Below are 24,538 nucleotides of genomic sequence, written 5' to 3'. Positions count from 1 at the left end.
AGCGCCCTTTGGGTGTCGTATCGCCGGGCGCGACGCATCCGGCTTGCCCCTTCGGACCGAACCGGCGACAAGCGGTCTTCCATGGATTCAGCCGCCCTTCCCGCCCGACGCCGACCGCACATCGTCGATGTGCTGATCGCCGAACGCGCGCCGCGCCTGACCGCCTCGCCGCTGTGGCCCGTGGTGCGTCCGGCGCTCTACGGGGTGCTGGGCTATGGGGCGGCGGTCAGGATGGCCGACGCCATCCGCGACCTGTCGGGGACCGAGACCTTCGACTACGTCTCGAACCTGCTGCGGCTGAAGGTGACGACGACGAACCTGGACCGCCTGCCCGCGACCGGCCGCTGCGTCGTCGTCTGCAACCACCCCACCGGCATCGCCGACGGGGTCGCCGTCTTCGACGCGATCAGGCAGCGGCGCAAAGACATGATCTTCTTCGCCAACGCCGACGCCATCCGCGTCTCGCCCCGGTTGGACGAGACCATCATCCCCGTCGAATGGGTCCACGACAAACGCACCCGCCAAAAGACCCGCGCCACCCTGAACGCCGCCAGGGAGGCGTTCGAGGCCGAACGCTGCGTCGTCATGTTCCCCGCCGGTCGTCTGGCGCGCGAGAAGAACGGCGTCCTGACCGATCCCGAATGGGCCCCGACCGCCGCCTCGATGGCGCGCAAATACGGTGCGCCGGTCGTGCCCATGCATGTCGCCGGCCCCTACAGCCGCCTGTTTCACCTGTTCGACAAGGTCTCGCAGGAGCTGCGCGACGTGACCCTGTTCCATGAGTTGCTGAACAAGGCTGGCAAGCCGTTCGGCGTCGATGTCGGCCGACCCATTCCGGCCGACCGGCTGGACGTGGACGCGGCCAAGGCCACCGAGGCGCTGAAGACCTTCACCGAACGCACCCTGGCCGCCGATCCTGACGCGGTGTTCGCATGAAGATCGAACTGCCCGACGCCGAGGCCACCACCCGCCTGGGCCAGGCCATCGCCCCCCTGCTGGCGCCGGGCGACAGTCTGCTGCTCTACGGGCCGCTGGGCATGGGCAAGTCGACGCTGGCGCGCGGCCTGATCCGCGCCCTGACCACCCCGGACGAGGACGTGCCCAGTCCGACCTTCACCCTGGTCCAGTTCTATGAGTCTGACCCGCCCGTCGCCCATTTCGACCTCTATCGCCTGACCCGGCCCGAAGAGGCGTTCGAGATCGGTCTGGACGAGGCGCTGGACGAGGGCTGCGCCGTCATCGAATGGCCCGAGCGGCTAGGCGACGATCCCGGCCGGTTCTTAGGAGCGGACCAGCTCATCATTCATCTGTCCGAGATCACGCTCGACGCGGCCTCGGAACGCCCTCAAGCAGACGGGCTCCGCGAGCCCGTCGATAGGGCTCTGCAAGGAAGGCTTGCGACCGTTTCCGGCGTAGGCCGATGGGAAACGGGGCTGAAGGAACTGCATGTCTGACCGCGAAACCCTCCGTCTCGACTTCCTGAAGGCCGCCGGCCTGGCCGACGCCGTGCGCGCCCCCCTGCCCGGCGACGCCTCGACGCGCCGCTACGAGCGGCTGACGCCGACGACCGGCCCGACCCTGATGCTGATGGACCAGGCGCCCGCCGCCGAAAGCCAGCCCTGCGATCCGCGCTGGACGCCCGAGCAGCGTCACGCCGCCGGCTGGAACGCCGTGGCCCGCCTGTCGGCCGGCCGGATCGAGGCTTTCGCCGCCGTCGCCGCCCATCTGAAATCGCTGGGCCTGTCCGCCCCCGAAATCCCGGCGCTGGATGCGCAGAACGGTCTGGCCGTGCTGGAGGATTTCGGCGACGCCCTGTTCGCCCGCGTGATCGCGGACGGCGCGGACGAGACGCCGCTTTATCTGGCCGCCATCGAGGCGCTGGCCGTGCTGCACGAGGCGGGCGATCCCCCCGCGACCCTGCACGGCCCCGGCGGCGACTGGCCGCTTCTGACCTATGACGAGACGGCGCTTCAGGGTGGGGCCGATCTGTTCGTCGACTGGCTGCCCCGGCTCGACGATCGCGTTCGCTTCGACGACGCGGCCGTCGCCGACTGGCGCGCGGCCTGGGCGCCCCTCGTCGCCTCGGGCGCGGCCGGGGCCTCGGTCATGGCCCACCGCGACTATCACGCCGAGAACCTGATCTGGCTGCCCCAGCGCCACGGCGCGGCCCGCGTCGGGATGATCGACTTCCAGGACGCGGTACGCGCCCACCCCTCGTGGGATCTGCACTCCCTGCTGCAGGACGCCCGCCGCGACGTCTCGCCCGCGCTGGAGGCCGAGGCGCTGGACCGCTATTTCGCCCTGCGCCCCGGCGTGGACCGCGCCGCCTTCATGGCCGATTACTCAGGGCTCGCCGCCCTGAACCAGGCGCGGATCATCGGCATCTTCGCCCGGCTGATCGCCCGCGACGGCAAACCCCGCTATCGCCAGTTCCTGCCGCGCATGTGGCGGCATCTGAACGCCAATCTGGACCAGCCGTCGTTGGCGCCCATCGCCCGCTGGTTCGACCGTCACGTGCCTGCAGAGGTTCGCGCATGACCGCTGTTACAAAGACCGCGCCCAAAACGGCGATGGTCCTCGCCGCCGGCCTGGGCACCCGGATGCGTCCCTTGACCGACGACCGGCCAAAGGCCCTGGTCGAGGTGGGCGGCCGCGCCCTGATCGACCATGTGCTGGATCGGCTGGCCGAGGCCGGGGTCGAACAGGCGGTGGTCAACGTCCACTGGTTCGCCGACCGGCTGGAGGCGCATCTGGCGGCGCGCGGTCGCGGCCCCGACATCGTCATCTCCGACGAACGCGCCGAACTGCTGGAAACCGGCGGCGGTCTGAAGAAGGCCCGCCCCCTGCTGGGCGACGATCCCGTCTTCGTCGCCAATATCGACAGCGTCTGGATCGACCGAGGCGACGCACTCGCCGACCTGGTCCGCCTGTGGAACCCCGAGACCATGGACGCCGCCCTGCTGCTGGCCCGCCGCGAAGGCTCCATCGGCTTTGAGGGCCACGGCGATTTCTTCCTTGCCGAGGATGGCCGCCTGACCTTCCGCGGCGACGCCCCGTCCGCCCCCTTCGCCTATATGGGCGTCCACATCACCCGGCCCGGTTATGCCGACCACGGCCCCGCCGGCGCCTTCTCCCTCAGCCCCCTGTGGCGCAAGTCGGCCGCCGAGGGCCGCCTGTTCGGCTGCGTCCTGGACGGCGACTGGATGCACGTCGGCGACCCGCAGGCGCGGGCCGAGGCCGAGGCGAAACTGGCGGGAGAGGCGTGAGCCTGTTCGATCCTTTTTCGGACCTCCCTCAAGCAGCCGACCGCCGCGCGGTCGGCGCTAGGGAAACAGGAATGCGCCCCCGCTGGTACGCCATTCCCGCCCACCGGCCGTTCCTTGAGGACCTGGCGGCGGGGGTTCTGGCGTGGCTGGGCGACCGACCGCCCGAAACCCTGTCGGACGCGACGATCCTGCTGCCCAACCGCCGGGCCGCCCGCGCCTTCACCGGCGCCCTGTCGCGCATCGCCGGCGACCGGCCCGTGCTGCTGCCCCAGGTCCGTCCGCTGGGCGATCTGGAGGAGGACGAGCCCCCCTTCACCCCCGGCGCGCTCGGTCTGGACCTACCGCCCGCCATCGCCCCCCTGACCCGCCGGTTCGAGATGGCGCGGATGATCGTCGAACGGTTCGACGCCGACCTGACGCCGATGCGCGCCCTGGACCTGGCGGATGCGCTCGGCGGCTTCCTGGATTCCTGCCAGCTGGAGGACGTTCGGAACCCCGAGCGGGTCGCCGCCCTGGTCGAGGGCGAAATGGCCGAACACTGGGAACGGTCGGCCGAGTTCCTGAGCCTGGGCGTCGTCGCCTGGCCCGAACGCCTGGCCGAGTTGGGCCTGGTCGATCCGGCCTGGCGACGCGCGACCCTGCTGAAGCGCCTCGCCGAACTGTGGGACGCCGATCCGCCCGGCCAGCCGGTCATCGCCGCCGGCTCCACCGGCACGGTCCCGGCCGCCGCCGACGTCCTGGGCGCCGTCGCCCGCGCGCCCCAGGGCTGCGTCGTCCTGCCCGGCCTGGACCTGGATCTGGACGAACGGGTCTGGGCCCAGATCGACGCCGACAACGAACAGCATCCCCAGCGCGCGCTGAAGCGCCTGTTGGAACGGCACGACATCCCCCGCGCCGCCGTGCGCCCCTGGTTCCGCCCCGCCGTCGCGCCCGCCAGCGAGGCGCGCGGCCTGGCCCGCCAGCGCCTGTTGAACGAGGCCCTGCGTCCCGCCGACGCGACCGGCGACTGGCGCGCCGCCATCCGCGACATCCGCGCCCGCGCCGCCCAGGCGGGTCGCGCCGCCGACCCCATCGCCGAGGGTCTTGAGGGCCTGTCGGTCCTGACCCTGCGCCACGAGGAAGAGACCGCCGCCGCCATCGCCCTGATGATGCGCGAGACGCTGGAGACGCCCAACGCCGACGGAACGGGCCGGACCTGCGCCCTGGTCACGCCGGACCAGGCCCTGGGCCGCCGGGTCGCCGCCCGGCTGGAGCGGTGGGGGATCATCCCGGACTCTTCCGCCGGTCAGCCGCTGGACCGCATGCCCGCCGGCGTCCTGGTCGGCCTGTGCGCGCGCTGGATGGCCGCGCCGACCGATCCCCAGGTGCTGCTGGGTCTGTTGAAACACCCGCTGACGCGGCTGGAGCTGGAGGGCGTCGATATCGCCCATGCGGCCGAGGCGCTGGAACGGCTGGGTCTGCGCGGCCCCCGCCAGCCCCGTTTCGACCGGCTGAACCAGCGGCTGGACAAGGCCCTGAAGCCCGACCGCGACGGCGCGCCCCCCTCCGAGGGCCGGATCGAACGCCACGCCGCCGCCCGCGCCCTGTCGGCCCGACTGGAGGCCCTGGTCACGGCCGCCCGCGCGCCCTTTGCGACGGATGATCCGCAGAAGGACAAGGCCCCGCTGGACGCCGCCGCCCGCGCCCTGACCGCCCTGGTCGAGGCCCTGGCCGGTCAGAACGCCTGGGCCGGGCCGGACGGGGAATGCGCCGCCGGCCTGCTGTCCGACCTGATCGCGGGCGGCGCCGCCCTGGGCGCCGTGACCCCGGCCGACCTGGTCGAACTGGTCGCGGGGCTGCTGGCCGAGGCGGTGGTCCGCACCGGCGGCGCCACCCACCCCTCGCTGCGGATCCTGGGCGCCATCGAGGCGCGCCTGGTCCGGGCCGACCGCATGATCCTGGCCGGGCTGGAGGAAGGCGTCTGGCCCCAGGGCGCGCCGGTCGATCCCTTCCTGTCGCGGCCGATGCGCGCGGCCCTGGACCTGCCGCCGCCCGAGCGCCGCATCGGCCAGAGCGCCCAGGACTTCGTCCAGGCCGCCTGCGCCGACGAGGCGATCCTGGTCCATACCGAACGGCGCGGCGGCCAGCCGTCGGTGCGGTCGCGCTGGCTGTGGCGGCTGGACATGCTGACGCGCGGCGCCGACGCTCCCGCCACACCCGTCGCCGTCTCCGCCCCGACCCGCATCGCCACCTGGACCCGCGCCCTCGACGCGCCCGCCCGCGCCACGCCCGATTACGCCCGTCGTCCCGCCCCGACGCCGCCGGTCGCGCGTCGCCCGCGCGAACTGCCGGTCACGGGGGTGGAGCGCTGGGTCCGCGACCCCTACGCCGTCTACGCCCAGCGCATCCTGGGACTGACGGCGCTGGACCGGCCCGGCGCCTCGGCCGAGGCGATGGCGCGCGGCGACGCCGTCCACGCCGCCATCGAACAGGTGGTCCGCACCTGGCCCCAGGCCCTGCCCGAAGACTGCGCCGGCCAGATCGAGACCTTTCTGATGGACGCCCTGACCGAGGCGGGGTTCGAGGACGCCGCCCTGGCGCGCGAACGCCCCTTGGCCCGCAACTGCGCGCGCTGGCTGGCCGCCTTCGAGCGGGAACGCCGCGCGCGGGGCGCGTCCCTGATGATCGAACAGTCCGGAGCCATGACCTTCGACGCGCCCGGCGGCCCCTTCACCCTGACCGCCCGCGCCGACCGGATCGAACTGGACGCGACCGGCGCCGCCGTCATCGACTTCAAGACCGGCGCGACCCCCAGCCAGAAACAGGTGGTCCAGGGCTTCGCGCCGCAACTGACCCTGACCGCCGCCATCCTGGCCGACGGCGGCTTTCCCGCCCCCCCGACCGAGGCGACCGAACTGCTCTATGTCAAGGTCACGGGCCGCAGGGAGCCGGGCGTCGTCACCGACGTCTCCAAACAGGGCCGCAGCAACAGCCTGACCGCCGCCCAGTTGGCCGAGCGCGAGCTGGACCGGCTGAAACAGGGCGTCGCCGCCTTCGACGATCCGTCCACCCCCTATCGCTCCTGGGTCGCGCCGCAGTTCATGGGCGGCTTCGGGGGCAATTACGACCATCTGGCGCGCGTGTGGGAATGGCACGTCGTCGGCGGCGAGGACGAGGCGCCGGAATGACCGACCTGTCCCCCGTCGATATGGCCCGCGCCCATCAGGCGACCGCCGCCGATCCGACCCTGTCGGTCTTCGTCACCGCCAACGCCGGCTCGGGCAAGACCACCACCCTGGTTGCTCGGGTGGCGCGCCTGCTGCTGAAGCGGGTCAAGCCGGGCGAGATTCTGTGCGTCACCTACACCAAGGCCGCCGCCGCCGAGATGCAGGCCCGCCTGTTCGAGCGTCTGGGCCGCTGGGCCGTCGCCGACGACCGCGCCCTGGCCGCCGATCTGGCCGCCCTGGACGGGCGCGATCCGGACGGCCTGAGCGACGCCGAACTGTCCGAGGCCCGCGTCCTGTTCGCCCGCGCCCTGGAGACGCCGGGCGGGCTGAAGATTCAGACCCTCCACGCCTTCTGCGAAAAGCTGCTGCGCCGCTTCCCTCTGGAGGCGGGCGTCGCCCCCGGTTTCGAGGTGCTGGAGGATCAGGCCGCCGCCGCCCTGTCCCACGCCGCGCGCGAGGACCTGGCCCGCTACGCCCTGAACGACGGCGACGGGCCGGTGGGCGCCGCCTACGCCCATTTCGCCGTCGAACTGGCCTGGAGCGACTTTCACGCCCTGCTGGACACGCTGGAGGCCCGGCGCGAGCCGCTTCTGGACTATCTGGCCCGGATCGACGCCGGAACCGCGCCGGGACCGCACGCCCTGTGCGGGGTGACGACGGACGAAACGCCCCAGACCATCGAGGCCGACTTCCTGGCCTGGCTGAACCCGGCCGACTGGCTGGCCGCCGCCGAGGGCTTTGCGGCCGGAAGCGCCAACGACCAGAAGCTGGCGGCCCAGATGCGCGCGGCCGCCCCCCCCGACACGACGCTTCAGGCCATGACGCCGATCTTCATCGACTCCAAGGGCGTGGCCCGCGACAGGTTCGGCACGGCCAAGGCCCCGCCCGGCGCGACGACCTATCTGGCCGATGTCGCGTTGAAATACGCCTCGGCCCTGGACCGGACGCGCGCGGCCCGCGTCGCGGACGAGACGGCCAAGGTCCTGACCCTGGCCCGCGTCCACGCCGCCCTCTACGAGACCGCCAAGCGGGCGCGCGGCGCCCTGGACTTCACCGATCTGGTCGGGCGCACGGTCGACCTCCTGACCCGTCGCGCCACCGCCGCCTGGGTGCTGTACAAGCTGGACGGCGGGATCGAACATGTGCTGATCGACGAGGCTCAGGACACCGCCCCGGATCAGTGGGCCATCGTCCGCGCCCTGACCGAGCCCTTCTTCGCCGGCGCCGGGACCGACCGCCGCGACGCCGCCCTGCCGCGCACCGTCTTCGCCGTGGGCGACGAGAAACAGTCGATCTACTCCTTCCAGGGCGCCCGGCCCGAGCGGCTGCGGCAGGAGGCCCGGGTCTATGACGCCCTGGCGCGGGGCGCGGGCGCCGCCTTCCAGGAGACGCCGCTGGACACCTCCTTCCGCTCGACCGAAGAGGTGCTGGCCTTCGTCGATGCGGCCTTCGACGCCCCCGAGCGCGCCCGCGCCCTGGTCGGCGACGCCGGCGACATCGCCGTCCACCGCCCCGCCCGGCTGGGCCAGCACGGGACGGTCGATCTGTGGCCCCTGTTCGAGGACCCCGCCGCCCCCGAGCGCGAGGCCTGGAACGCCCCCGTCGACAAGGAGGACAGCCGCAGCGCCCGCAAACAGCTGGCCCAGGCCCTGGCCCGCGACATCGCACGCCAGGTCGAGAGCGGCGTCGTCCTGCACGACCCCCGGCGCCAGGGCGAGACCCGCCCCGTCCGCTACGGCGACTTCCTGGTCCTGGTGCGCCGGCGCGACGCCACCTTCGAGGAGATCATCCGCGCCCTGAAGACCGAGGGCGTCCCCGTCGCCGGGGCCGACCGGCTGAAACTGTCCAGCCACATCGTCTTCGACGACCTGATCGCCCTGGCGCGCTTCGCCCTCTTTCCCCAGGACGACCTGTCCCTGGCTGCGATCCTGCGCAGCCCCTTCTGCGACGTGCCCGACTTCGGCCCGGACCACGCCCTCTATCCGTTGGCGGACAAGGTCGAGCGCCGGGGCCGCAGCCTGTGGCGGACGCTGAAGGACCGCGCCCACGAACAGCCCGCCTGGGCCGAGGCCCGCGCCCTGATGGAGGCCCTGATCGCCGCGCGCGACCGCGACCCCTTCGCCTTCTTCTCCACCGCCCTGAACCGGATCGGCGCCGACGGCCGCACGGGCCGGGCGCGCATTCTGGATCGGCTGGGGCGAGAGGCGGAAGAGGCCGTCGACGAGACCCTGGCCCAGGTTCTGGCGGCCGAGGAACGCGGCGGCCGCGATCTGGAGACCTGCCTGGCCCTGTTGGAACAGGCCGATGTCGAGGTGAAGCGCGAGATGGAGGGCGCGCGAGACGAGGTGCGCGTCATGACCGTCCACGGCTCCAAGGGGCTGGAGGCGCCGATCGTCATCCTGCCCGACACGACATCGAGGGCCAAGCCGCAGGGGCCGACCCTGATGCCCGCCGCCCTGCCTCCTCCTTGGCCGGACGGGGCCGAGGGATGGCTGATGTGCCCGTCCAGCGCCAAGGCCGACTGCGCCGCCTCGACCGAGGTGCGCCAGGCGCGGGTCGCGCGCACCGACGCCGAATCCCTGCGCCTGCTCTATGTCGCCCTGACCCGGGCGCGCGACCGGCTGGTCGTCATGGGCCGCAAGACCCGCTCGCCCAAGGCGGGGTTCGAGGCGGGCAGTTGGTGGGACGTGATCGCCGGAACCTTCGACCGCCTGGCCGACCAGGGCCGGGTGCGCGACCTGGAGGACGGCCGCCGTCGCTTCGGCGTCGATCCCCAGGTCCGCACGGCCGAGACGGCCCAGGCCGCCGCCGACGTCGCCCTGCCCGACTGGGCGCGTCGCGTCCCGCCCGCCGACGGGGCCGCCCGCTTCGCCGCCCCTTCGCGGATGGAGGGCCAGGTCCGCATCCCCGCCCCCTCGCCCCTGGCCGTCTCCCCGGCGGGCGGCGCCGCCCTCGGGCGTTTCCGGCGCGGCGACCTGATCCACCGGCTGCTGGAGCGCCTGCCCGAGATCGCCCCCGCCGACCGGCCCGACGCCGCCCGCCGCCTTCTGGCGCGCGAGCGGGACCTGGACGAGGCTCAGCGCGCCGAAATGATCGCCGCCGCCTTCTCCATCCTGGCCGACGCCCGTTTCGCCCCCGTCTTCGGCCCCGGCTCGCGCGCCGAGGTCGCCCTGACCGGGTCTGCGCCCGGCCTGCCCTCCGGCGTGGCCGTCAACGGCCGCATCGACCGGCTGGTCGTCACGCCGGATCGCGTGCTGGTGGTGGACTACAAGACCAACCGCCCCGCGCCCGCCGCCATCGACGCGGTCGATCGGGCCTATGTGCTTCAGGCCGCCGTCTATGTCGCCGTGCTGCGCCGCCTCTATCCCGACCGCCCGGTCGAGGCCGCCCTGGTCTGGACCGACGGGCCGCAGTTGATGCCGATCCCGCCGGCCCTGCTGGACGCTGCTCTGATGGGCGGTTGATTTGCCCGCGATTCGCACCCACATCTGCGACCGAACCCGGACGCATCCGGCCAACCCCATTCGCGCTCTAGCAGCGAGCCCCCGCGGGCCGAGCGACAGCGCCCCAAGGAGCCATTCATGGCGACGGTAAAAGTCACCGACGAGAGCTTCGACTCCGACGTCCTGAACGCCTCGACCCCGGTGCTGGTCGATTTCTGGGCCGAATGGTGCGGCCCCTGCAAACAGATCGGCCCGGCGCTGGAGCAGATCGCCGACGAACTGGGCGGTCAGGTCAAGGTCGCCAAGATCAACATCGACGACAGCCCCATGACCCCGTCCAAGCTGGGCGTGAAGGGCATCCCCACCCTGATGCTGTTCAAGGACGGCCAGATGGCCTCGATGAAGGTCGGCGCCATGCCCAAGGGCAAGATCGTCGAATGGCTGGCCGAGGCCGGCGTCAAGACCGACGCCTGATCCCTTCGCCCGCCCGAAAGATCGAACGCCCGCCGGTTCCAACCGGCGGGCGTTCTTGCTGGAAGACCGCCCATGAGCGACGAAACTCCGCCCGCCGACCTCCCCGGCGACATCCCCGGCGACATCCCCGGCGAAACGCCGGTTCAGAAGGCCCTGCGCCTGAAGACCGCCCGGCTGGACGCCCGGCCCAAGCCGCCGCGCGGCGGCCGCTTCCAGCGCGAACAGGCCGCCCGCGTCGCCGCCGGCAAGTCCAAGCCCTGGATGACGAAATAGGGTCGAACGGATCACCGCTCGCCTTCGGCGCACCCAACGACGTGGGCGTGGGGGGGCGCGCCTCGACATCCGGGCCGCGCCGGGTTAGCCTGCGCTCGTTCTCCGGGGGGTCGTGATCGAGCGGCTGAGATTGGCGTAGTCGCCTGACCCGTCGAACCTGATCCGGGTCATGCCGGCGAAGGGATGAGTTCTTGTCATCCCCGCGACAGCGGGGACGGTCCTCGCGCCACAGGACCCTCGCGCCCGACGTCGGCGGACCTCAAACCGTTTTGAGGCCGCCATGAACATCCAAGTCGCCCCGCCCGCCCTGCCCGAAGAGCCCAACGTCGATCTGGCGCTGAAAGACGCGCGCGACCAGGTGATGAAGGAGACCCGCGCCATCCCGACCGGCGAGCGGGCCGGATCGAAGAAGGTCTATGTCGCCGGCCGACTCTATCCCGACATCCGCGTCCCGTTCCGCGAGATCGCCCTGCATCCGTCGGCGAACGAACCGCCCGTCACCGTCTATGACTCCTCGGGCCCCTACACCGACCCGACCGTGACCATCGACATCAAGCGCGGCCTGCCCCGCGTGAAGTCGTCGTGGCAGCTGGATCGCGGCGACATCGCCCCCGTCCTGAACCCCCGCGAGGTCAAGCCCGAGGACAACGGTCACGCCTCCGGCCGCCACCTGGCCCCCCGCTTCGACACCTCGAACCACCGCGTCTTCAAGGGCGTCGAGGGCCGCCCCGTCACCCAGTACGAATACGCCAGGGCCGGGATCATCACGCCCGAGATGGAATATGTGGCGATCCGGGAGAACCTGCGCAGGGAAGTGGCGAGTGGCGCGTGGCGAGTGGCGAGCGAAGGCGCCCAGACCATCACCCTTGCCGACGGCTCTACCGTCCCTGTCCCCTCTTCTTCCTCGCCACTCGCCACGCGCCACTCGCCACTCGAACGCGACGGCGAATCCTTCGGCGCCTCGATCCCCGACTTCGTGACGCCCGAGTTCGTGCGCTCCGAGATCGCGCGCGGCCGCGCCATCATCCCGCACAACATCAACCACCCCGAAGTCGAGCCGATGATCATCGGCCGCAACTTCCTGGTGAAGATCAATGCGAACATCGGCAACTCGGCGGTGCTGTCCAGCGTGGACGACGAGGTCGACAAGCTGGTCTGGGCCACCCGCTGGGGCGCAGACAACGTCATGGACCTGTCGACGGGCCGCAACATCCACAACATCCGCGACTGGATCATCCGCAACTCCAGCGTCCCCATCGGCACCGTGCCCATCTATCAGGCGCTGGAGAAGGTGAACGGCATCGCCGAGGACCTGACCTGGGAGGTGTTCCGCGACACCCTGATCGAACAGGCCGAACAGGGCGTGGACTATTTCACCATCCACGCGGGCGTGCGCCTGCCCTTCGTGCCGATGACGGCCAAGCGCGTGACGGGCATCGTCAGCCGAGGCGGCTCCATCATGGCCAAATGGTGCCTGGCCCACCACAGGGAGAGCTTCCTCTACGAGCATTTCGAGGACATCTGCGACATCATGCGCGCCTATGATGTCAGCTTCAGCCTGGGCGACGGCCTGCGCCCCGGCTCCATCGCCGACGCCAATGACGAGGCCCAGTTCGCCGAGCTGCGCACCCTGGGCGAACTGACCAAGATCGCCTGGGCCAAGGGCTGCCAGGTCATGATCGAGGGCCCCGGCCATGTGCCGATGCACAAGATCAAGCAGAATATGGACGAGCAGTTGAAGCACTGCCACGAGGCGCCCTTCTATACGCTTGGCCCGCTCACCACCGACATCGCGCCGGGCTATGACCACATCACCAGCGCGATCGGGGCGGCCATGATCGGCTGGTTCGGCACGGCCATGCTCTGCTACGTCACGCCCAAGGAGCATCTGGGCCTGCCGGACCGACAGGACGTCAAGGACGGCGTCATCACCTACAAGATCGCCGCCCACGCCGCCGACCTGGCCAAGGGCCACCCCGCCGCCCGCCTGCACGACGACGCCCTGTCACGCGCCCGGTTCGAGTTCCGCTGGGAGGATCAGTTCAACCTGGGCCTGGACCCCGAAACCGCCCGCAAATACCACGACGCCACCCTGCCCAAAGAGGCCCACAAGACCGCCCACTTCTGCTCCATGTGCGGCCCCAAATTCTGCTCGATGAAGATCAGCCAGGACATCCGCGACGCCGCCAAGGCCCAGAACGACGCCGGCGCCTCCCTGTCGGAAGCCGAAGCCGGCATGGCCGAAATGAGCGCGAAGTTCCGGGCGGGGGGTGGAGTGGTGGAGGTGAAGGTCTAGGCAAGAGCTCGCGCCATGGTAGAACGACCAAAACCATGGAGCGAAAGCCGTGAAGGCAAAAATTCAAGCTACCGCTGCGCAGCTCAACATCCCGAACCTTGTGCACTTTACACGCGCGAGCAATATCCCACTGATTATGCAGCACGGGCTTCAGCCCGTCGCAGCATTTGAAAAGCTTCAAATAGCGCCAGCCATCAACGACGAACTCAGACTGGATGGGCGTCTTCCCGGCATCTCCACGTCAGTGGGCTTGGCTAACGACAAAATGTTTTACAGTCTGCGCCAGCAAAATCCTGGCGTGGAGTGGGCTGTGTTGGCGATCTCGCGTAAGGTTCTTTGGGAGAAAGACGTGCTGTTTTGTCGTCACAACGCAGCAGATGCGCGCATTTCGAAACTTGGAGACAACGAGTTGCGAAGCCACGAGGCCTTCCTCTCTATGTTCAGCGAGATTGACGGCCATCCCAGCCGAGGCGATCAAAAGCTAAAGCCGTTCGACCCTACTGACGTGCAAGCCGAGGCACTGGTCATGGAGCCCATCCAAGTGGATTTCATTCTCGGTGCAGCCTTTGAGGACGCCTCTACAAAGGCGAAATACGAAGGGCTCTTTAAGAAGACGCTGCTCAACGGAAAAGGCAAAGGTTACTTCGCCAACCGAAAATACAACCGAGAGTACGGTCAGTGATATGGCAGTTCGGCCAGTATTTTTAGCTAGATTTCGAGAATCTCCCGCACTAGTGGTTAGAACGGTTGATTTCACTTGGCATCCGGGACTCTCAGTTTCTCAGAAGAAAAAGTCCGTGAAGTCTCTGCACGAGGCGGCGTGCCGAGAGCTAAATACATGCAGAATTCTTGAGATATCAACAAAGTCTGAAGATGATATCGGCGTAGCTTTAAGCGCATTTAACTTAAGCTTTACCACTCGTAAACATCAAATACGAGTAACGGTTGAGTCGGCGTTTCAGGGAAGCAAGGTTTTTGAGAGCGGCGGCCCCTATACGGATTTGTATACGTGCGACTCCAAGTCCGCGAAAATTGACCAGCGTATACGGACTTCTGGGCGCCTAGTGGCCTTTCGATTTTTTGGAGCGGAGTGGCCATTGAAACCCGTTACGGCCTTCTATGACTGGCTCTATCTCAATGCCCTGGCAAAAAACCCTAGCCTCTCAGAGAGACTATCTGACTATGATGGCTTTACCGATATAGAATTTAACCCTGACAAATCCTTGAACTGCCAAGCCTACTCTGCGGCATTGTTTGTATTCCTGAGTTCAAACGGAACTATCGATGATGCTCTTGCTTCACCCGAAGCGTTCTTAAAAACCGTAAGCAGCATTCCCGGCTATGGGATTGTTTCTAACCGAGCGCTGGATTTCATCTAGCAAAACTAAATGCCCACCCTCGTTCTCCTTGCCGGGCCTAACGGCGCCGGCAAGACCACCTTCATCAACCGCTTCTTGCGTCAGCGGGCGGAGGCGTTTCGGTTCGTGAACCCGGACGAGGTCGCGCGCGGTCTTGCGGGCGAAGGCGCGGCGCGCGATCTGGCGGCGGGGCGGCTTGTGCTGGAGCGGTTGGACGCCCTGTTTTTCGAGCGGGCCGATGTGGTGCTGGAGACGACGCTGGCCACCCGCTCCCACGCCCCGCGTCTCCGCCGGTTCAAGGCGGCCGGATACCGGGCCGAACTGATCTATCTGCGCCCGCCCTCGGCTGACTTCTCCGTCGCCCGCGTGGCGCGCCGTGTGGCCCCTAGCGAAGGCTTCGCCTTCGCGGAACTCCAGAATGGGGCGGGCACGACATTCCCGAGGACACGCTGCGTCGCCGCTTTACGCTCAGCCTCGACTATCTGGAGACGACCTACAAACCGCTGGTGGATGCGTGGGAGGTCTATGCGAGTAGCGACGATGGCCTCGAACTGTTAGATTGGGGTCCGAAATGAACACGCTCTTCGACCGAGAAACCGTTCTGAAAGCCGGACGCGACGCCGCCCGGATCGCGCGCGAGGGCACGCGCGAGGAGAAGTCCGGCAAGTTCCTGCCGCCGCCCGGCTGGAAGGGGCATCTGGTCACGGCCGCCGACGCGGCGCCGGCGCCCCGGAAGAAGAAGACGGCCTGAGCCCTCTCTTTCGTCAGCCTCCGGCAAGCCGCGTCTTCGCGGCGACCACCGCACGTCCCGACCGCGTCGCGCCCGCTGGGATGTCCATCGGGATCGCGGTGACGGACCCGGTCGCCGCATCGCGGTCCGGACCCGCCGCTCGTCCCCTAATTCGCCGTCGTCGCCCTCTGATTTTCCTCGGCTTTTCCGGCTTGGACGACAATCGACCTAACACCCCTTTTCACCGCTTCATAATGGCCGGCGGCCCCGCGTGGGGCGGATGGGCGAACAGGAGGCGTGGATGGACGGCAGGGGATCGGATTGGGAAGCGGCCTGGGCGGCGGCCAAGGAGGCGGATCAGCGTCCGGACGACACGGTCTATTATGACGGGCGCGTGACCGACGCCGACTTCGCCGATCCGCCGCCGCGCTGGGCGGACGAGGACGCGGATCCCGCCCCCGAAACGCACACGGACGGGCGGCCCCTCTATGCCGGGCGGCCGGGGCGCGATCCCTATCAGCGGGGCGGCGGCTATCGTCAGACCTCGCAGGAAATATGGGACGCCATCCGCGACGCCTATCTGGCGGGCGAATCCGGGGCCTCGGTCGCCGCGCGGTTCGGCATGGCGCGCTCGACCTTCTTCGCCCACGCCCGCGAGCAGGGCTGGCTGCGGCAGGACCAGCCCGCGCCCGCGCCGGCCCCGGCCTGGGTCGACGAGCCGGTGGATCTGGAGGCGGAAACGGCGGCGGGCCTGCCCGACTATGGCGTCCTGGCGGCCCACGCCCTGGTGCGGATGGAGCGGGCCATTCTGAACGGCCGGGCGATGGAGGCGGGGCGCTGGCTGCGGCTGCACACGCAACTGTCGGCCCTGGCGGAGCGGAAGGCCGAGGCGGAGACGGCGAACGCCGGCGCCCGCGAAGGGATCGCGCCCTCCCCCGCGCCGTCCCTGAAGAAGAAGCCCCCCACCCCTCAGGCCCCCGACCCTCAGACCGCGGCCCTCAGCCGGATGCGCACGGTCCAGACCCTGGCCCGCGCCGCCGCCAGCCTGAACCCCGAGGATTCCGTAGGCCGCATCCTGCTGAACAAGAGCCTGGCCATCCTGGACGCCCTGGACCCGCCGCCCGTCGACGCCCAATCTTCGGTCCCGCCGTCGGTCGAACCGGCCAAATCGGCCAGATCGCCCAAATCGGACTGTTCGGACTGTTCGGACTCCGTTTTTCCGTCCGACCCGCCGCCGTGATCCAAAACCCGCCGCCGCCCCCGTCATTCCGGGGCGTCCGCAGGACGAGCCCGGAACCCAGGAGGCTCCAACGGACGCCAAAGGCATCGGCCGACGATTCGGCCCTGGGTTCCGGGTTCTTCGCTTCGCTCCGCCCCGGAAGGACGACGGAGCGCGCGCCCGCTCGCCGCCTCACCCCTCGCGGGCGATCTGGCGCAGGGCCTGTTCGAACACCGGGGCCGGCTGGCCGCCCGAGATCAGATACTTGCCCTCGACCACCACGGCCGGGACCGACGTAATGCCCCGCGCCCGCCATAGCGCCTCGGCCTGGCGCACGGCCTGGGCGTAGCGACCCGAGGCCAGCACCTCGGCCGCCTCGGCCCGGTCCAGACCCGCGGCCTCGGCCGCCTCGGTCAGGACGCGGGCGTCGGTCAGGTTCCTGTTCTCGGTGAAGTGGGCGGTGAACAGGGCCTGTTTCAGAGCCTTCTGCTTCTCGGGCGCCGTCTCGTGGGCCCAATGCAGCAGGCGGTGGGCGTCGAAGGTGTTCCAGATGCGGCTGTCGTCGGTCATGCGCATGTCGAAGCCGCTTTCGGCGGCCCGCTCGCGGATCATGGCCCGGTTAGCGGCGGACTGCTCGGGGCTTGCGCCGTATTTGCGGCCGATGTGTTCGACGATGTTCTCGCCCTCGGGCGCCATCCGGGGGTTCAGCTCGAACGGCTGAAAGGCGATGTCGGCGGCGACCCCCTCCGCCTCCAAGGTCTCCAGCGCCGTCTCCAGCCCGCCCAGGCCCACGACGCACCAGGGGCAGACCACGTCGGAGACAAAGTCGATCTTCAAGGTCTTGGGGGCCGGTTGGGACATGACGAAGGGCTTTCTGGAACAGCAGGTGTTGCTTTACGGATATGGCCACGCCCCGCCGGGGCGGCAAGGCCCGCCTCGGTGTTCGGCCTCCGTGTCGGCCCTAGGCCTGGGCCTGGGCCGCCGGCAGCTCCAGCACGGCCTTCAACCCGCCCAGGTCGCTGTCGGCCAGGGTCAGCCGCCCGCCATAGGCGCGCGTGAGGTCGTCCACGATCGACAGGCCCAGGCCCGAGCCGGGCGCGCTCTCGTCCAGCCGCGCGCCGCGCTTCAGCACCTCCTCGCGGCGGTCGGCGGGCAGGCCGGGGCCGTCGTCCTCGACCACGGCGACCATCAGCCCCAGGCCGTTGTCCCCGGCCGAGACGCGCACCCGGCGGCGACTGAACTTGGCGGCGTTCTCGATCAGATTGCCCAGGATCTCCTGCAGGTCCTGCCGCTCGCCCAGGAAGGCCAGGTCGTCGGGCGCGCGCCAGTCGATCTCGACCGCCTTGTCGCGGAACACCTGTTCGATCATGACGGCCAGTTCGTCCAGCACCTCGGCCACGGGGGTGGTCTCGCCCAGGCCGTGGGCGGCGCGGGCGGCGGCGCGGGCGCGGCGCAGATGGTGATCGACCTGGCCCTGCATGATCCGGGTCTGACGCCGCACCAGTTCGGGCAGGGCGCCGTCGGCCGTCCCCGCCTCGGCCAGCATGACCGAGATGGGCGTCTTCAGCGCATGGGCCAGGTTGCCGACATGGGTGCGCTGGCGCTCCACCACCTCCTGGTTATGGTCCAACAGGCGGTTGACCTGCTCGGCCAGGGGCTGGATTTCCAGCGGATAGGCCCGCTCGATCCGCGCCGCCCGGCCCTTGCGCACCGCCGCGATCTCGTTCCTCAGGTCGAACAGGGGCCGCAGGCCGAACCGCACCTGGATGAAGACGGCCGAGACCAGCCCCGCCCCCATGACCAGCAGGGCCACCCAGGTCAGGGTGGCGAACTGGCGGGTGTCGGCGTCCACCTCGGACCGGTCGAGGGCGGCCAGGAAGATCACCGGCCGCTCGTGCCGGGGGATCGACTTCATCGTGGCCGCGACGCGCAGGGGTTCGGGCCGTTTGGGGTCGTCCTTAGGCCCCACGGTGTTGAAGGTGATGACGTCGCCGAACGCCTGGTCCAGCCGCCCCGTCAGCCCCGCCGGCAGGCTGAGGTCATAGTCCCACAGCGAGGTGGAGCGCGCCAGCGACCGCAGCCGCCCGTCCGGCTCCACCTCCAGTATCTGCCAGTATTTGCCCGACAGCAGGCGCAGGGTGCGGGCGTCCTGTATCTGGCCAATCGGCTCTCCGGCGGGCGTGCGGCTGGCGGCGACGACGATCTCGTCCACCGTCTCGTTCAGCATGGCGCCCAGGCGGCGCAGGGCCGATTCCTGGAACGCCTGGGTCAGGACCAGGGCCGCCACGACCAGGGCCACCAGGATCCAGGCCGAGGCCAGCCAGATCAGGCGCCGCGTCAATGACCGACCCGGCCGTCCGAACCAGCGTCCCCAGTCGCGCCCCCCAGGCCCTGCTCCCGGTCCGCCGCGGCGACGCCTCCGTCGTCACGCCGCCTCGGTCTCGCCCGGCAGGGGCGTCAGCCGATAGCCCAGGCCGCGCACCGTCTCGATCCGATCCGGCCCGACCTTCTTGCGAACCCGGCCGATGAAGACCTCGATGGTGTTGGAATCGCGGTCGAAGTCCTGATCGTACAGATGCTCGACCAGCTCCGTGCGGCTGATGACCCGGCCCTGGTGCATCATCATGTAATGCAGCAGCCGGTACTCCAGCGAGGTCAGGCGCAGGGGCTCGCCATTGACGTTGGCCCGGGCCGCGCGCGGGTCCAGCCGCAGCCCCCCGCACGACAGGGTCGCCGAGGCGATGCCGGCCGAGCGGCGCAGCAGGGCCCGCAACCGCGCCAGCAGCTCCTCGGTGTGGAAGGGCTTGGTCAGATAGTCGTCGGCTCCGGCGTCGAAGCCCGACACCTTGTCCGACCAGGCGCCGCGCGCCGTCAGGATCAGGACCGGGGTGGTCTTGCCCTCGCGCCGCCAGCGCTCCAGCACCGACACCCCGTCGATCTTGGGCAGGCCCAGGTCCAGCACGATCACGTCATAGGGTTCGGTGTCGCCCAGGAACCAGGCGTCTTCCCCGTCCGCCGCATGATCCACCGCATAGCCGGCGTCGGCCAGGGCCGTCTTCAGCTGCCGCGACAGATCGACGTCGTCTTCAACCAGCAGGACGCGCATCAGTTGGGCCTGCGCCGTTGATCGTCGCCGCCGGAATCGCCCTGGCGCGGCCGGCCCGTCTGGCCGTCCACGACCACGTCGCGCACACGCCCGTCGCGTTCGACCAGAACGCTGTAGTTCCCGTCGCGGCGCGGCTGGGTGTCGATGGGCCGACCATAGGGGGCGGCGCTGCGGCGCGCCTCGTCCGGGCTGACGCGCGGGGGCGGCGGGCGGCGGTCGTCGCTCGCGGGCTGACGGGGATCGCGCGCCTGGGCGACCGCCGCCGTCGTCAGGACAGGGGCGAAGGCCAGGGTCGCGACGGCGACGATGAGACTGGCGGTTTTCCTAAACATGGTCGCCTGTCTAGTCCGGCTGTTCTGAACGGGTGCTGAATGACCAGTATAGGCCATCCGCAGGCCGCCACGCCAGCGCCGCCGTCCCCTGATCGTCCTCGGCCATGCGCCGCCGGATATCCATGAACGAAACCTGACCCGCCGTGTTCAGGTTCGGCTCAGTCGCGCTCTGGTCTCGTGGCCTCCTCACGGTCGATCCGATCGACGCCGACACCAAGGAGACGTTCTCATGCGCAAGGTCATCACCCCCGCCCTGATTCCAGCCCTGATCCCCGCCCTGATTCTGGCCGCCGCCGCGGTCGCCCTGCCGGCCGCCGCCCAATCCTATCACGGTCCGGCCCATCACGGCCCCGCCCGCCATGGCCCCGCCTATCACGCCCCCGCCCATGGCGGCTGGCAGCCCCTCAATGTCCGTCAGGCCAGTCTGGACCGCCGCATCGACCAGGGCGTCCGCAACGGCCAGCTCAGCCGCCGCGAAGCCGTCCGGCTGCGGAGCGAGTTCAACAGCCTGCTGCGGCTGGAGGCCAACTATCGGCGCGGCGGCCTGACGACCTGGGAGCGCGCCGATCTGGATCGCCGCTTCGACCGCCTCTCGGCCCAGATCCGCCACGAGCGCCGCGACCGTGACCGCCATCGCGGCTAGCCCCAGCCCCTCAGAAGCAGCGCGCGGCTCCGAAAGGGGCCGCGCGTTCGCTGGCGCCCGCCGGCGACAGGTCGTGGCGGGCGCGAGGAGGTCGATCCGCAGCCTTCGGATCGACGTCCCGACGCTTGCGGATCAGAACCGCTTGGTCAGTTGCACGCCATAGGTGCGCGGCTCGTTGACGAAGGCCGTCAGGTTGTTGAAGTCGATGGCCCCGATCACGTTCGCCTCGTCGGTGAGGTTGCGGACATAGGCCGCCGCTTCCAGACCGCGGCTCTGGTCGCGCCAGCCGGCCCGCAGCCCGCCCTCGAAGTGCGTGCCCTGCATGAACTCGACCGATTCGTAGAGGAACAGGTTGAAGGTCTTCTGCATGACCCAGTCAGTCGAGGCGAACAGCTCGGTGTCGGCGCCCAGCGGCCGGACGTAGTTCAGCGTCAGGTTGGCGGTGTATTCCGGCGCCTGCGGGAAGGGGTTGCCGTCGACGGCGGCGCGACGGGTCGTCCCCACCATGACGATCGGATCGGTGACGGTGCAGTTGGAGCCGCAGACTGCGACCAGCAGATCCTTGTCCTTGATCTCGGTGTGGTTCCACGCGCCCCCGGCCGCCAGGCTGAAGCCCGCGCCCAGATAGACGTCGCCGTCCAGCTCCAGTCCGTAACCCTCGCCCTTCTTGGCGTTGATCAGGCGGTTGGTGTTGTCGGCGCCGCCGATGGCGGTGAACTGCATGTCGCTGACTTCATAGGCGTAGGCGGTGGCGTTGAAGCGCGCGCGACCGCCCATCATCCGCGCCTTCAGCCCGGTTTCGTAGGACATGACGGTCTCGGAGTTCGCCGTGGTCAGGACCGGCAGATTGCGCCCCTGGATCGACGGGCCGCGATACCCCTTGGCCACCCGCGCGAACAGATTGAGGTCGTCGTTGACGGTGTAGAGGGCGCTGACGTCCCAGCTGACCTGCTGGTCGCCCACCGACACGGCGCCCGTGTCGCCGGCGCCGTTCCCCAGCAGGATCTGACCGTTGTAGCGGCGGCTGTCGTCGGTGTAGCGGACGCCCGCCGTCAGCTTCAGGGCCTCGGTCAGCTTGTAGCTGCCCTGGCCGAACACCGACCACGACTCCGACTTCTGCACGATGTCGGTCGCCCGCGTCGGCCTCGGATCGCCCACGCCGTTGAACGTGCCGCTGACCAGGTTGAACCGTTCGTCCCAGTAGAAGGCGCCGACCTGCCAACCGACGCGGCCTTCGCCGTTCGAGGCCAGCCGCAGTTCATAGGTGTTTTGCAGCAGGTCGCTGGACAGGGTGCCGGTCTCGGAGTTGAAGGGCGTCTTGTAGGAGGCGGTCGCCGGCGCCGAGGCCACGCCGCCGTCGATGTCGCCGTCGCCCTGTGACCAGCCCTGATAGGAACCGACGATGCCGGTCAGGGTTGCGGGTCCGAAATCATAGGCGACCTTCAGCGACTGGGACGTGGTCTTCTGCTTCTGGAAGTTGTTGCGGCCGCCGTCGTAATAGACGGTGTCGCGGTCGAAGTTGTCGTTCAGCTTGTTGGAGCCCTTGGTCAGGGCGTTGGCGCGGTTCATCGTGCCCGTGCCGTCATAGTCGCGCGCCTGCAGCGTCAACAGGGTCGACAGGCGATCGGTCGGGGTCCAGGCGACATGGACGCGCGCGGCCAGGTCGTCGAAACCGCCCAGATCGTCCTTGTCCGGATTGGCGAAGGCGGGATTGTAAGCGTTGTTCACCCAGTCGTCGCGGTGGTTCCACAGAAGGGCGGCGCGCACCTGAAGCGTGTCCGACGCCGGCAGGGTGACGGCCGCCTCGGCCCGCGTCGAACCCAGGTTGCCATAGGTCAAAGAGCCGAAGCCGGTGAAATCGTCCGACGGCTTGACGGTGTCGATCTTGACCACGCCGGCCGGGGTGTTGCGACCGAACAGGGTGCCTTGCGGTCCGCGCAGCACTTCCAGTTGCTGGACGTCGAACAGGGGGAAGCCCTTCAGATAGACACTTTCCAGAACCACGTCGTCCAGCACCACCGACACCGGCTGAGAGGCGGTGAAGTCGAAGTCCACATTGCCCAGGCCGCGAATGTAGAAACGCGGGGCGTAGCGGCCGTTCGAGCTTTCGACCTGAAGGCTGGGCACGCGGCCCGACAGCGACAGAACGTCGGCGCCGCCGGCCGCGATGTCCTTCAGGGTTTCGGTGTTCAGGGCGGTGACGGCGAAGGGCACGTCGCGGATGTTCTCGCTGCGGCGCTGGGCGGTGACGACGATATCGTCCACGCCGGCCGGTTCGGCGGCGGCGTCCGTCGTCTGGGCGAGAACCGAGCCGGCGCTCAGCAGAGCGATGCCGCTGACGGTGGCGGCCAGGAGGGCGTGGCGAAGCATGGCGGGATGTCCTTTGACGAAAAGGGGGAGGCGTTGTGGCGCGACGCCGTAAAGCCTTGCGACCAAGGCCGCCAGCAAAGAGCGCGCACGTTTCTTGAAGGTTTGAAGACGCGGCCACAGCGGCGTGACAATCGGCCCTCGGGCGGCCTGGGAAGAGGGCGCCGGCGTTGCGCCGAAAGGGCCGAAATGCGAGATTGGACAGTCGCGTGCGTCTTCTCCGCCCTACCTCCGCCCAGTGTCTGGATCGCGTATGCCTGTCGTCCCGCTGTCACGTCGCCGGCTTCTTCAGTTCGCCGGGGCGATGGCGCTGACGCCAGGGCTGACCAGCCTGCGACGGACGAATGTGGTCGGCCGCGTGCTGGCCGTGTCGGACATGCATTCCGCCTATGAGCGCACCGCCCAGCTTCTGGCCGCCTTCGAGACCGAGGTGCGCGCCAACCGCGTCCCCCATGTCATCGCCGTCAACGGCGACATCTTCGAACAGGGCAATGTCGTCGCCCTGCGGTCGGGCGGCGTGGTGGACTGGGCCTTCCTGGCGGCCCTGCCGAAGATTGCGCCGACGGTGTTCAATCTGGGCAATCACGACAACGACCTGACCCCGGATCTGGCCGAGGTCGTCGCCCGGCTGAAGGCCCTTGGCGTTCACGTCGTCACCACCATCGGCGACACCCGCACGGGCGCCGGCTACGCCGCACCCCACGCCGCCTTGCCGTTCGGCCGAGGGTCGCTGCGGGTCGTGGGCATGGCGACCAATTCGCTGAACACCTATCCCAAGGCGTCGCGCGCGCAGTTGGCCGTTCCCCCCGCCGCCGACTGGGCCGCGGCCCATCTGGCCGATCATCTGGCCGACCACCTGGCCAGCGCCGATCGGATCATGGTCATGAGCCACGCCGGCGTCGCCGCCGACCGGGACATCCTGCCCCTGCTGCCCGACGGCGGCCTGATGATCGGCGGCCACAATCATCTGCTGTTCCAGCATCGCCAGGGGCGCAGCGTCTATGTTCACACCGGGTCCTGGACCCGCGCCTATACGGTGGCGGAGTTTCTTTCGGACGGCTCGGTCCAGGCCCAGTCCCGCGCCATCGACCTCGACGCCCCCGCCACGCCGGCCCTGGCCGAATTGGTCGCCGCGACCCTGGCGGCCAATCTGACCGCAGAGGAACGCACCCGCCTGGGGATCAGCCCGCGCGCCCTGTCGCTGGGCGACACCGGACGGCGGATCGCGGCCGGCTTGGCCCAGGCGGCCGGGGCCGACGCCGGTTTCATGGGCCACACCACCCTGGGCACGGGCGTCCCCGCCGGGCCGGTCAGTCGTTACGTCTTCGATTCCATCGTTCGCTTCGACGGCAAGCTGATGGTCGCCACGGTCTCGCGCACCCAGTTCGACGGCTTCATGGCTCGCGCCAATCAGGATCGCCCGATGCCCCTGGCCGACCGCAGCGGCGACTTCCTCTACGCCTCCGCCGCCTCGCCGACTGCCGATCCGGTCCGGATCGCCACCACGGACTGGTGCGCGACCAATCAGCGGGAATATTTCGGAACCACGGACCTGGCTTTCGAGCCCGCTTCGGATCTGAGGGTGAAAGCCGTCGCCGCCCAAGCCCTTTGGAACGCCTAGTGTCCTGAAGGGGAGGTTCGACCGCACAGGCGGCTTGACAGGCGGCATGGAGAATGGCGACCCCGGCAGGACTCCAACCTGCGACCTCGGCTTTAGGAAAGCCTTGCTCTATGCAGCTGAGCTACGGGGCCACGCAGGGGTGCAGTAGCGGTTCGCGGGCGAGGACGGAAGATGTCGCCGCGCAGTTCGTGAAAAACCTCGTCC

At 69.6% G+C, this 24,538-nt stretch carries 21 protein-coding genes, 1 tRNA gene and 1 riboswitch; of the genes, 16 read left to right on the top strand and 6 right to left on the bottom strand.

Features of this window, described 5'->3' with window-relative positions; genetic code table 11:
• Positions 1–81: 81 nt before the first annotated feature.
• From QE389_RS12340 to QE389_RS12275, 14 genes are all read left to right on the top strand, one after another.
• A complete protein-coding gene (locus tag QE389_RS12340) occupies positions 82–936 on the top strand; it encodes a GNAT family N-acetyltransferase (protein WP_307367723.1) in 855 nt (284 codons plus the stop codon).
• Positions 933–1,454, top strand: a complete 522-nt coding sequence (gene tsaE / locus QE389_RS12335; protein ID WP_307367721.1) for a tRNA (adenosine(37)-N6)-threonylcarbamoyltransferase complex ATPase subunit type 1 TsaE — start codon at positions 933–935, stop codon at positions 1,452–1,454. Before QE389_RS12340 ends, tsaE begins: the two co-directional genes overlap by 4 nt.
• Positions 1,447–2,538 carry an N-acetylmuramate/N-acetylglucosamine kinase AmgK gene (gene amgK, locus QE389_RS12330; RefSeq protein WP_307367718.1) on the top strand — a complete coding sequence of 364 codons (1,092 nt, stop codon included), beginning with the start codon at positions 1,447–1,449 and terminating at the stop codon, positions 2,536–2,538. Before tsaE ends, amgK begins: the two co-directional genes overlap by 8 nt.
• Positions 2,539–2,570: 32 nt before the next feature.
• Positions 2,571–3,266 (top strand): N-acetylmuramate alpha-1-phosphate uridylyltransferase MurU, encoded by a 696-nt coding sequence (murU, locus tag QE389_RS12325; RefSeq protein ID WP_307369078.1) that lies wholly within the window; start codon positions 2,571–2,573, stop codon positions 3,264–3,266.
• A 71-nt stretch (positions 3,267–3,337) separates the two neighbouring features.
• Positions 3,338–6,433: a double-strand break repair protein AddB gene (gene addB / locus QE389_RS12320; RefSeq protein ID WP_307367717.1), complete on the top strand. Its 3,096-nt coding sequence runs from the start codon at positions 3,338–3,340 to the stop codon at positions 6,431–6,433.
• Positions 6,430–9,936 carry a double-strand break repair helicase AddA gene (gene addA, locus QE389_RS12315; RefSeq protein ID WP_307367714.1) on the top strand — a complete coding sequence of 1,169 codons (3,507 nt, stop codon included), beginning with the start codon at positions 6,430–6,432 and terminating at the stop codon, positions 9,934–9,936. Before addB ends, addA begins: the two co-directional genes overlap by 4 nt.
• Positions 9,937–10,053: 117 nt before the next feature.
• Entirely contained in the window at positions 10,054–10,389 is a 336-nt protein-coding gene (gene trxA / locus QE389_RS12310; RefSeq protein ID WP_307367711.1) for a thioredoxin, read from the top strand.
• Between the two features lie 72 nt (positions 10,390–10,461).
• Positions 10,462–10,662, top strand: coding sequence for a hypothetical protein (locus tag QE389_RS12305; RefSeq protein WP_307367709.1), 201 nt, complete (start codon positions 10,462–10,464; stop codon positions 10,660–10,662).
• Positions 10,663–10,755: 93 nt separating this feature from the next.
• Positions 10,756–10,864: riboswitch (TPP riboswitch) on the top strand.
• Positions 10,865–10,942: 78 nt separating this feature from the next.
• Positions 10,943–12,958, top strand: coding sequence for a phosphomethylpyrimidine synthase ThiC (gene thiC, locus QE389_RS12300; RefSeq protein WP_307367707.1), 2,016 nt, complete (start codon positions 10,943–10,945; stop codon positions 12,956–12,958).
• Positions 12,959–13,007: 49 nt separating this feature from the next.
• On the top strand, positions 13,008–13,640 hold the full coding sequence (locus QE389_RS12295; RefSeq protein ID WP_307367704.1) for a DarT ssDNA thymidine ADP-ribosyltransferase family protein: 633 nt from the start codon (positions 13,008–13,010) through the stop codon (positions 13,638–13,640).
• A gap of 1 nt (position 13,641) precedes the next feature.
• Positions 13,642–14,337: a hypothetical protein gene (locus QE389_RS12290; protein ID WP_373458314.1), complete on the top strand. Its 696-nt coding sequence runs from the start codon at positions 13,642–13,644 to the stop codon at positions 14,335–14,337.
• A 9-nt stretch (positions 14,338–14,346) separates the two neighbouring features.
• The gene (locus QE389_RS12285; protein ID WP_307367699.1) at positions 14,347–14,874 is read left to right on the top strand and encodes an AAA family ATPase; all 528 of its coding nucleotides are present in this window, start codon (positions 14,347–14,349) and stop codon (positions 14,872–14,874) included.
• Between the two features lie 13 nt (positions 14,875–14,887).
• On the top strand, positions 14,888–15,067 hold the full coding sequence (locus tag QE389_RS12280) for a hypothetical protein (protein WP_307367696.1): 180 nt from the start codon (positions 14,888–14,890) through the stop codon (positions 15,065–15,067).
• 280 nt (positions 15,068–15,347) lie between these two features.
• Entirely contained in the window at positions 15,348–16,286 is a 939-nt protein-coding gene (locus QE389_RS12275; RefSeq protein WP_307367693.1) for a hypothetical protein, read from the top strand.
• A 171-nt stretch (positions 16,287–16,457) separates the two neighbouring features.
• On the opposite strand, the gene QE389_RS12270 is transcribed toward QE389_RS12275, so the two are convergent.
• The 4 genes from QE389_RS12270 to QE389_RS12255 all read right to left on the bottom strand — a co-directional run bounded on the left by QE389_RS12270 (position 16,458) and on the right by QE389_RS12255 (position 19,703).
• On the bottom strand, positions 16,458–17,126 hold the full coding sequence (locus QE389_RS12270) for a DsbA family oxidoreductase (RefSeq protein ID WP_307367690.1): 669 nt from the start codon (positions 17,124–17,126) through the stop codon (positions 16,458–16,460).
• A gap of 100 nt (positions 17,127–17,226) precedes the next feature.
• Entirely contained in the window at positions 17,227–18,606 is a 1,380-nt protein-coding gene (locus tag QE389_RS12265; protein ID WP_307367687.1) for a sensor histidine kinase, read from the bottom strand.
• A gap of 84 nt (positions 18,607–18,690) precedes the next feature.
• Entirely contained in the window at positions 18,691–19,371 is a 681-nt protein-coding gene (locus QE389_RS12260; RefSeq protein ID WP_307367684.1) for a response regulator transcription factor, read from the bottom strand.
• Positions 19,371–19,703: a hypothetical protein gene (locus tag QE389_RS12255; protein ID WP_307367681.1), complete on the bottom strand. Its 333-nt coding sequence runs from the start codon at positions 19,701–19,703 to the stop codon at positions 19,371–19,373. The genes QE389_RS12260 and QE389_RS12255 overlap by 1 nt, the downstream gene beginning before the upstream one ends.
• Before the next feature lie 229 nt (positions 19,704–19,932).
• Between QE389_RS12255 and QE389_RS12250 the strand changes: the two genes are divergently transcribed.
• A complete protein-coding gene (locus QE389_RS12250) occupies positions 19,933–20,346 on the top strand; it encodes a hypothetical protein (protein ID WP_307367678.1) in 414 nt (137 codons plus the stop codon).
• A gap of 132 nt (positions 20,347–20,478) precedes the next feature.
• On the opposite strand, the gene QE389_RS12245 is transcribed toward QE389_RS12250, so the two are convergent.
• Complete coding sequence (locus QE389_RS12245) at positions 20,479–22,716, bottom strand: TonB-dependent receptor (RefSeq protein WP_307367676.1); 2,238 nt, start codon at positions 22,714–22,716, stop codon at positions 20,479–20,481.
• 250 nt (positions 22,717–22,966) lie between these two features.
• Between QE389_RS12245 and QE389_RS12240 the strand changes: the two genes are divergently transcribed.
• Positions 22,967–24,334 (top strand): metallophosphoesterase, encoded by a 1,368-nt coding sequence (locus QE389_RS12240; protein WP_307367672.1) that lies wholly within the window; start codon positions 22,967–22,969, stop codon positions 24,332–24,334.
• 54 nt (positions 24,335–24,388) lie between these two features.
• Here the strand turns inward: QE389_RS12240 and QE389_RS12235 are convergent.
• Positions 24,389–24,465: transfer RNA gene (locus tag QE389_RS12235), tRNA-Arg, on the bottom strand.
• Between the last annotated feature and the right edge of the window lie 73 nt (positions 24,466–24,538).

The organism is Brevundimonas sp. SORGH_AS_0993, assembly GCF_030818545.1.
GTDB lineage: Bacteria > Pseudomonadota > Alphaproteobacteria > Caulobacterales > Caulobacteraceae > Brevundimonas.
Note: the sequence above shows the minus strand (reverse complement) of the source record. Positions and strands in the feature narration are given on the sequence as shown.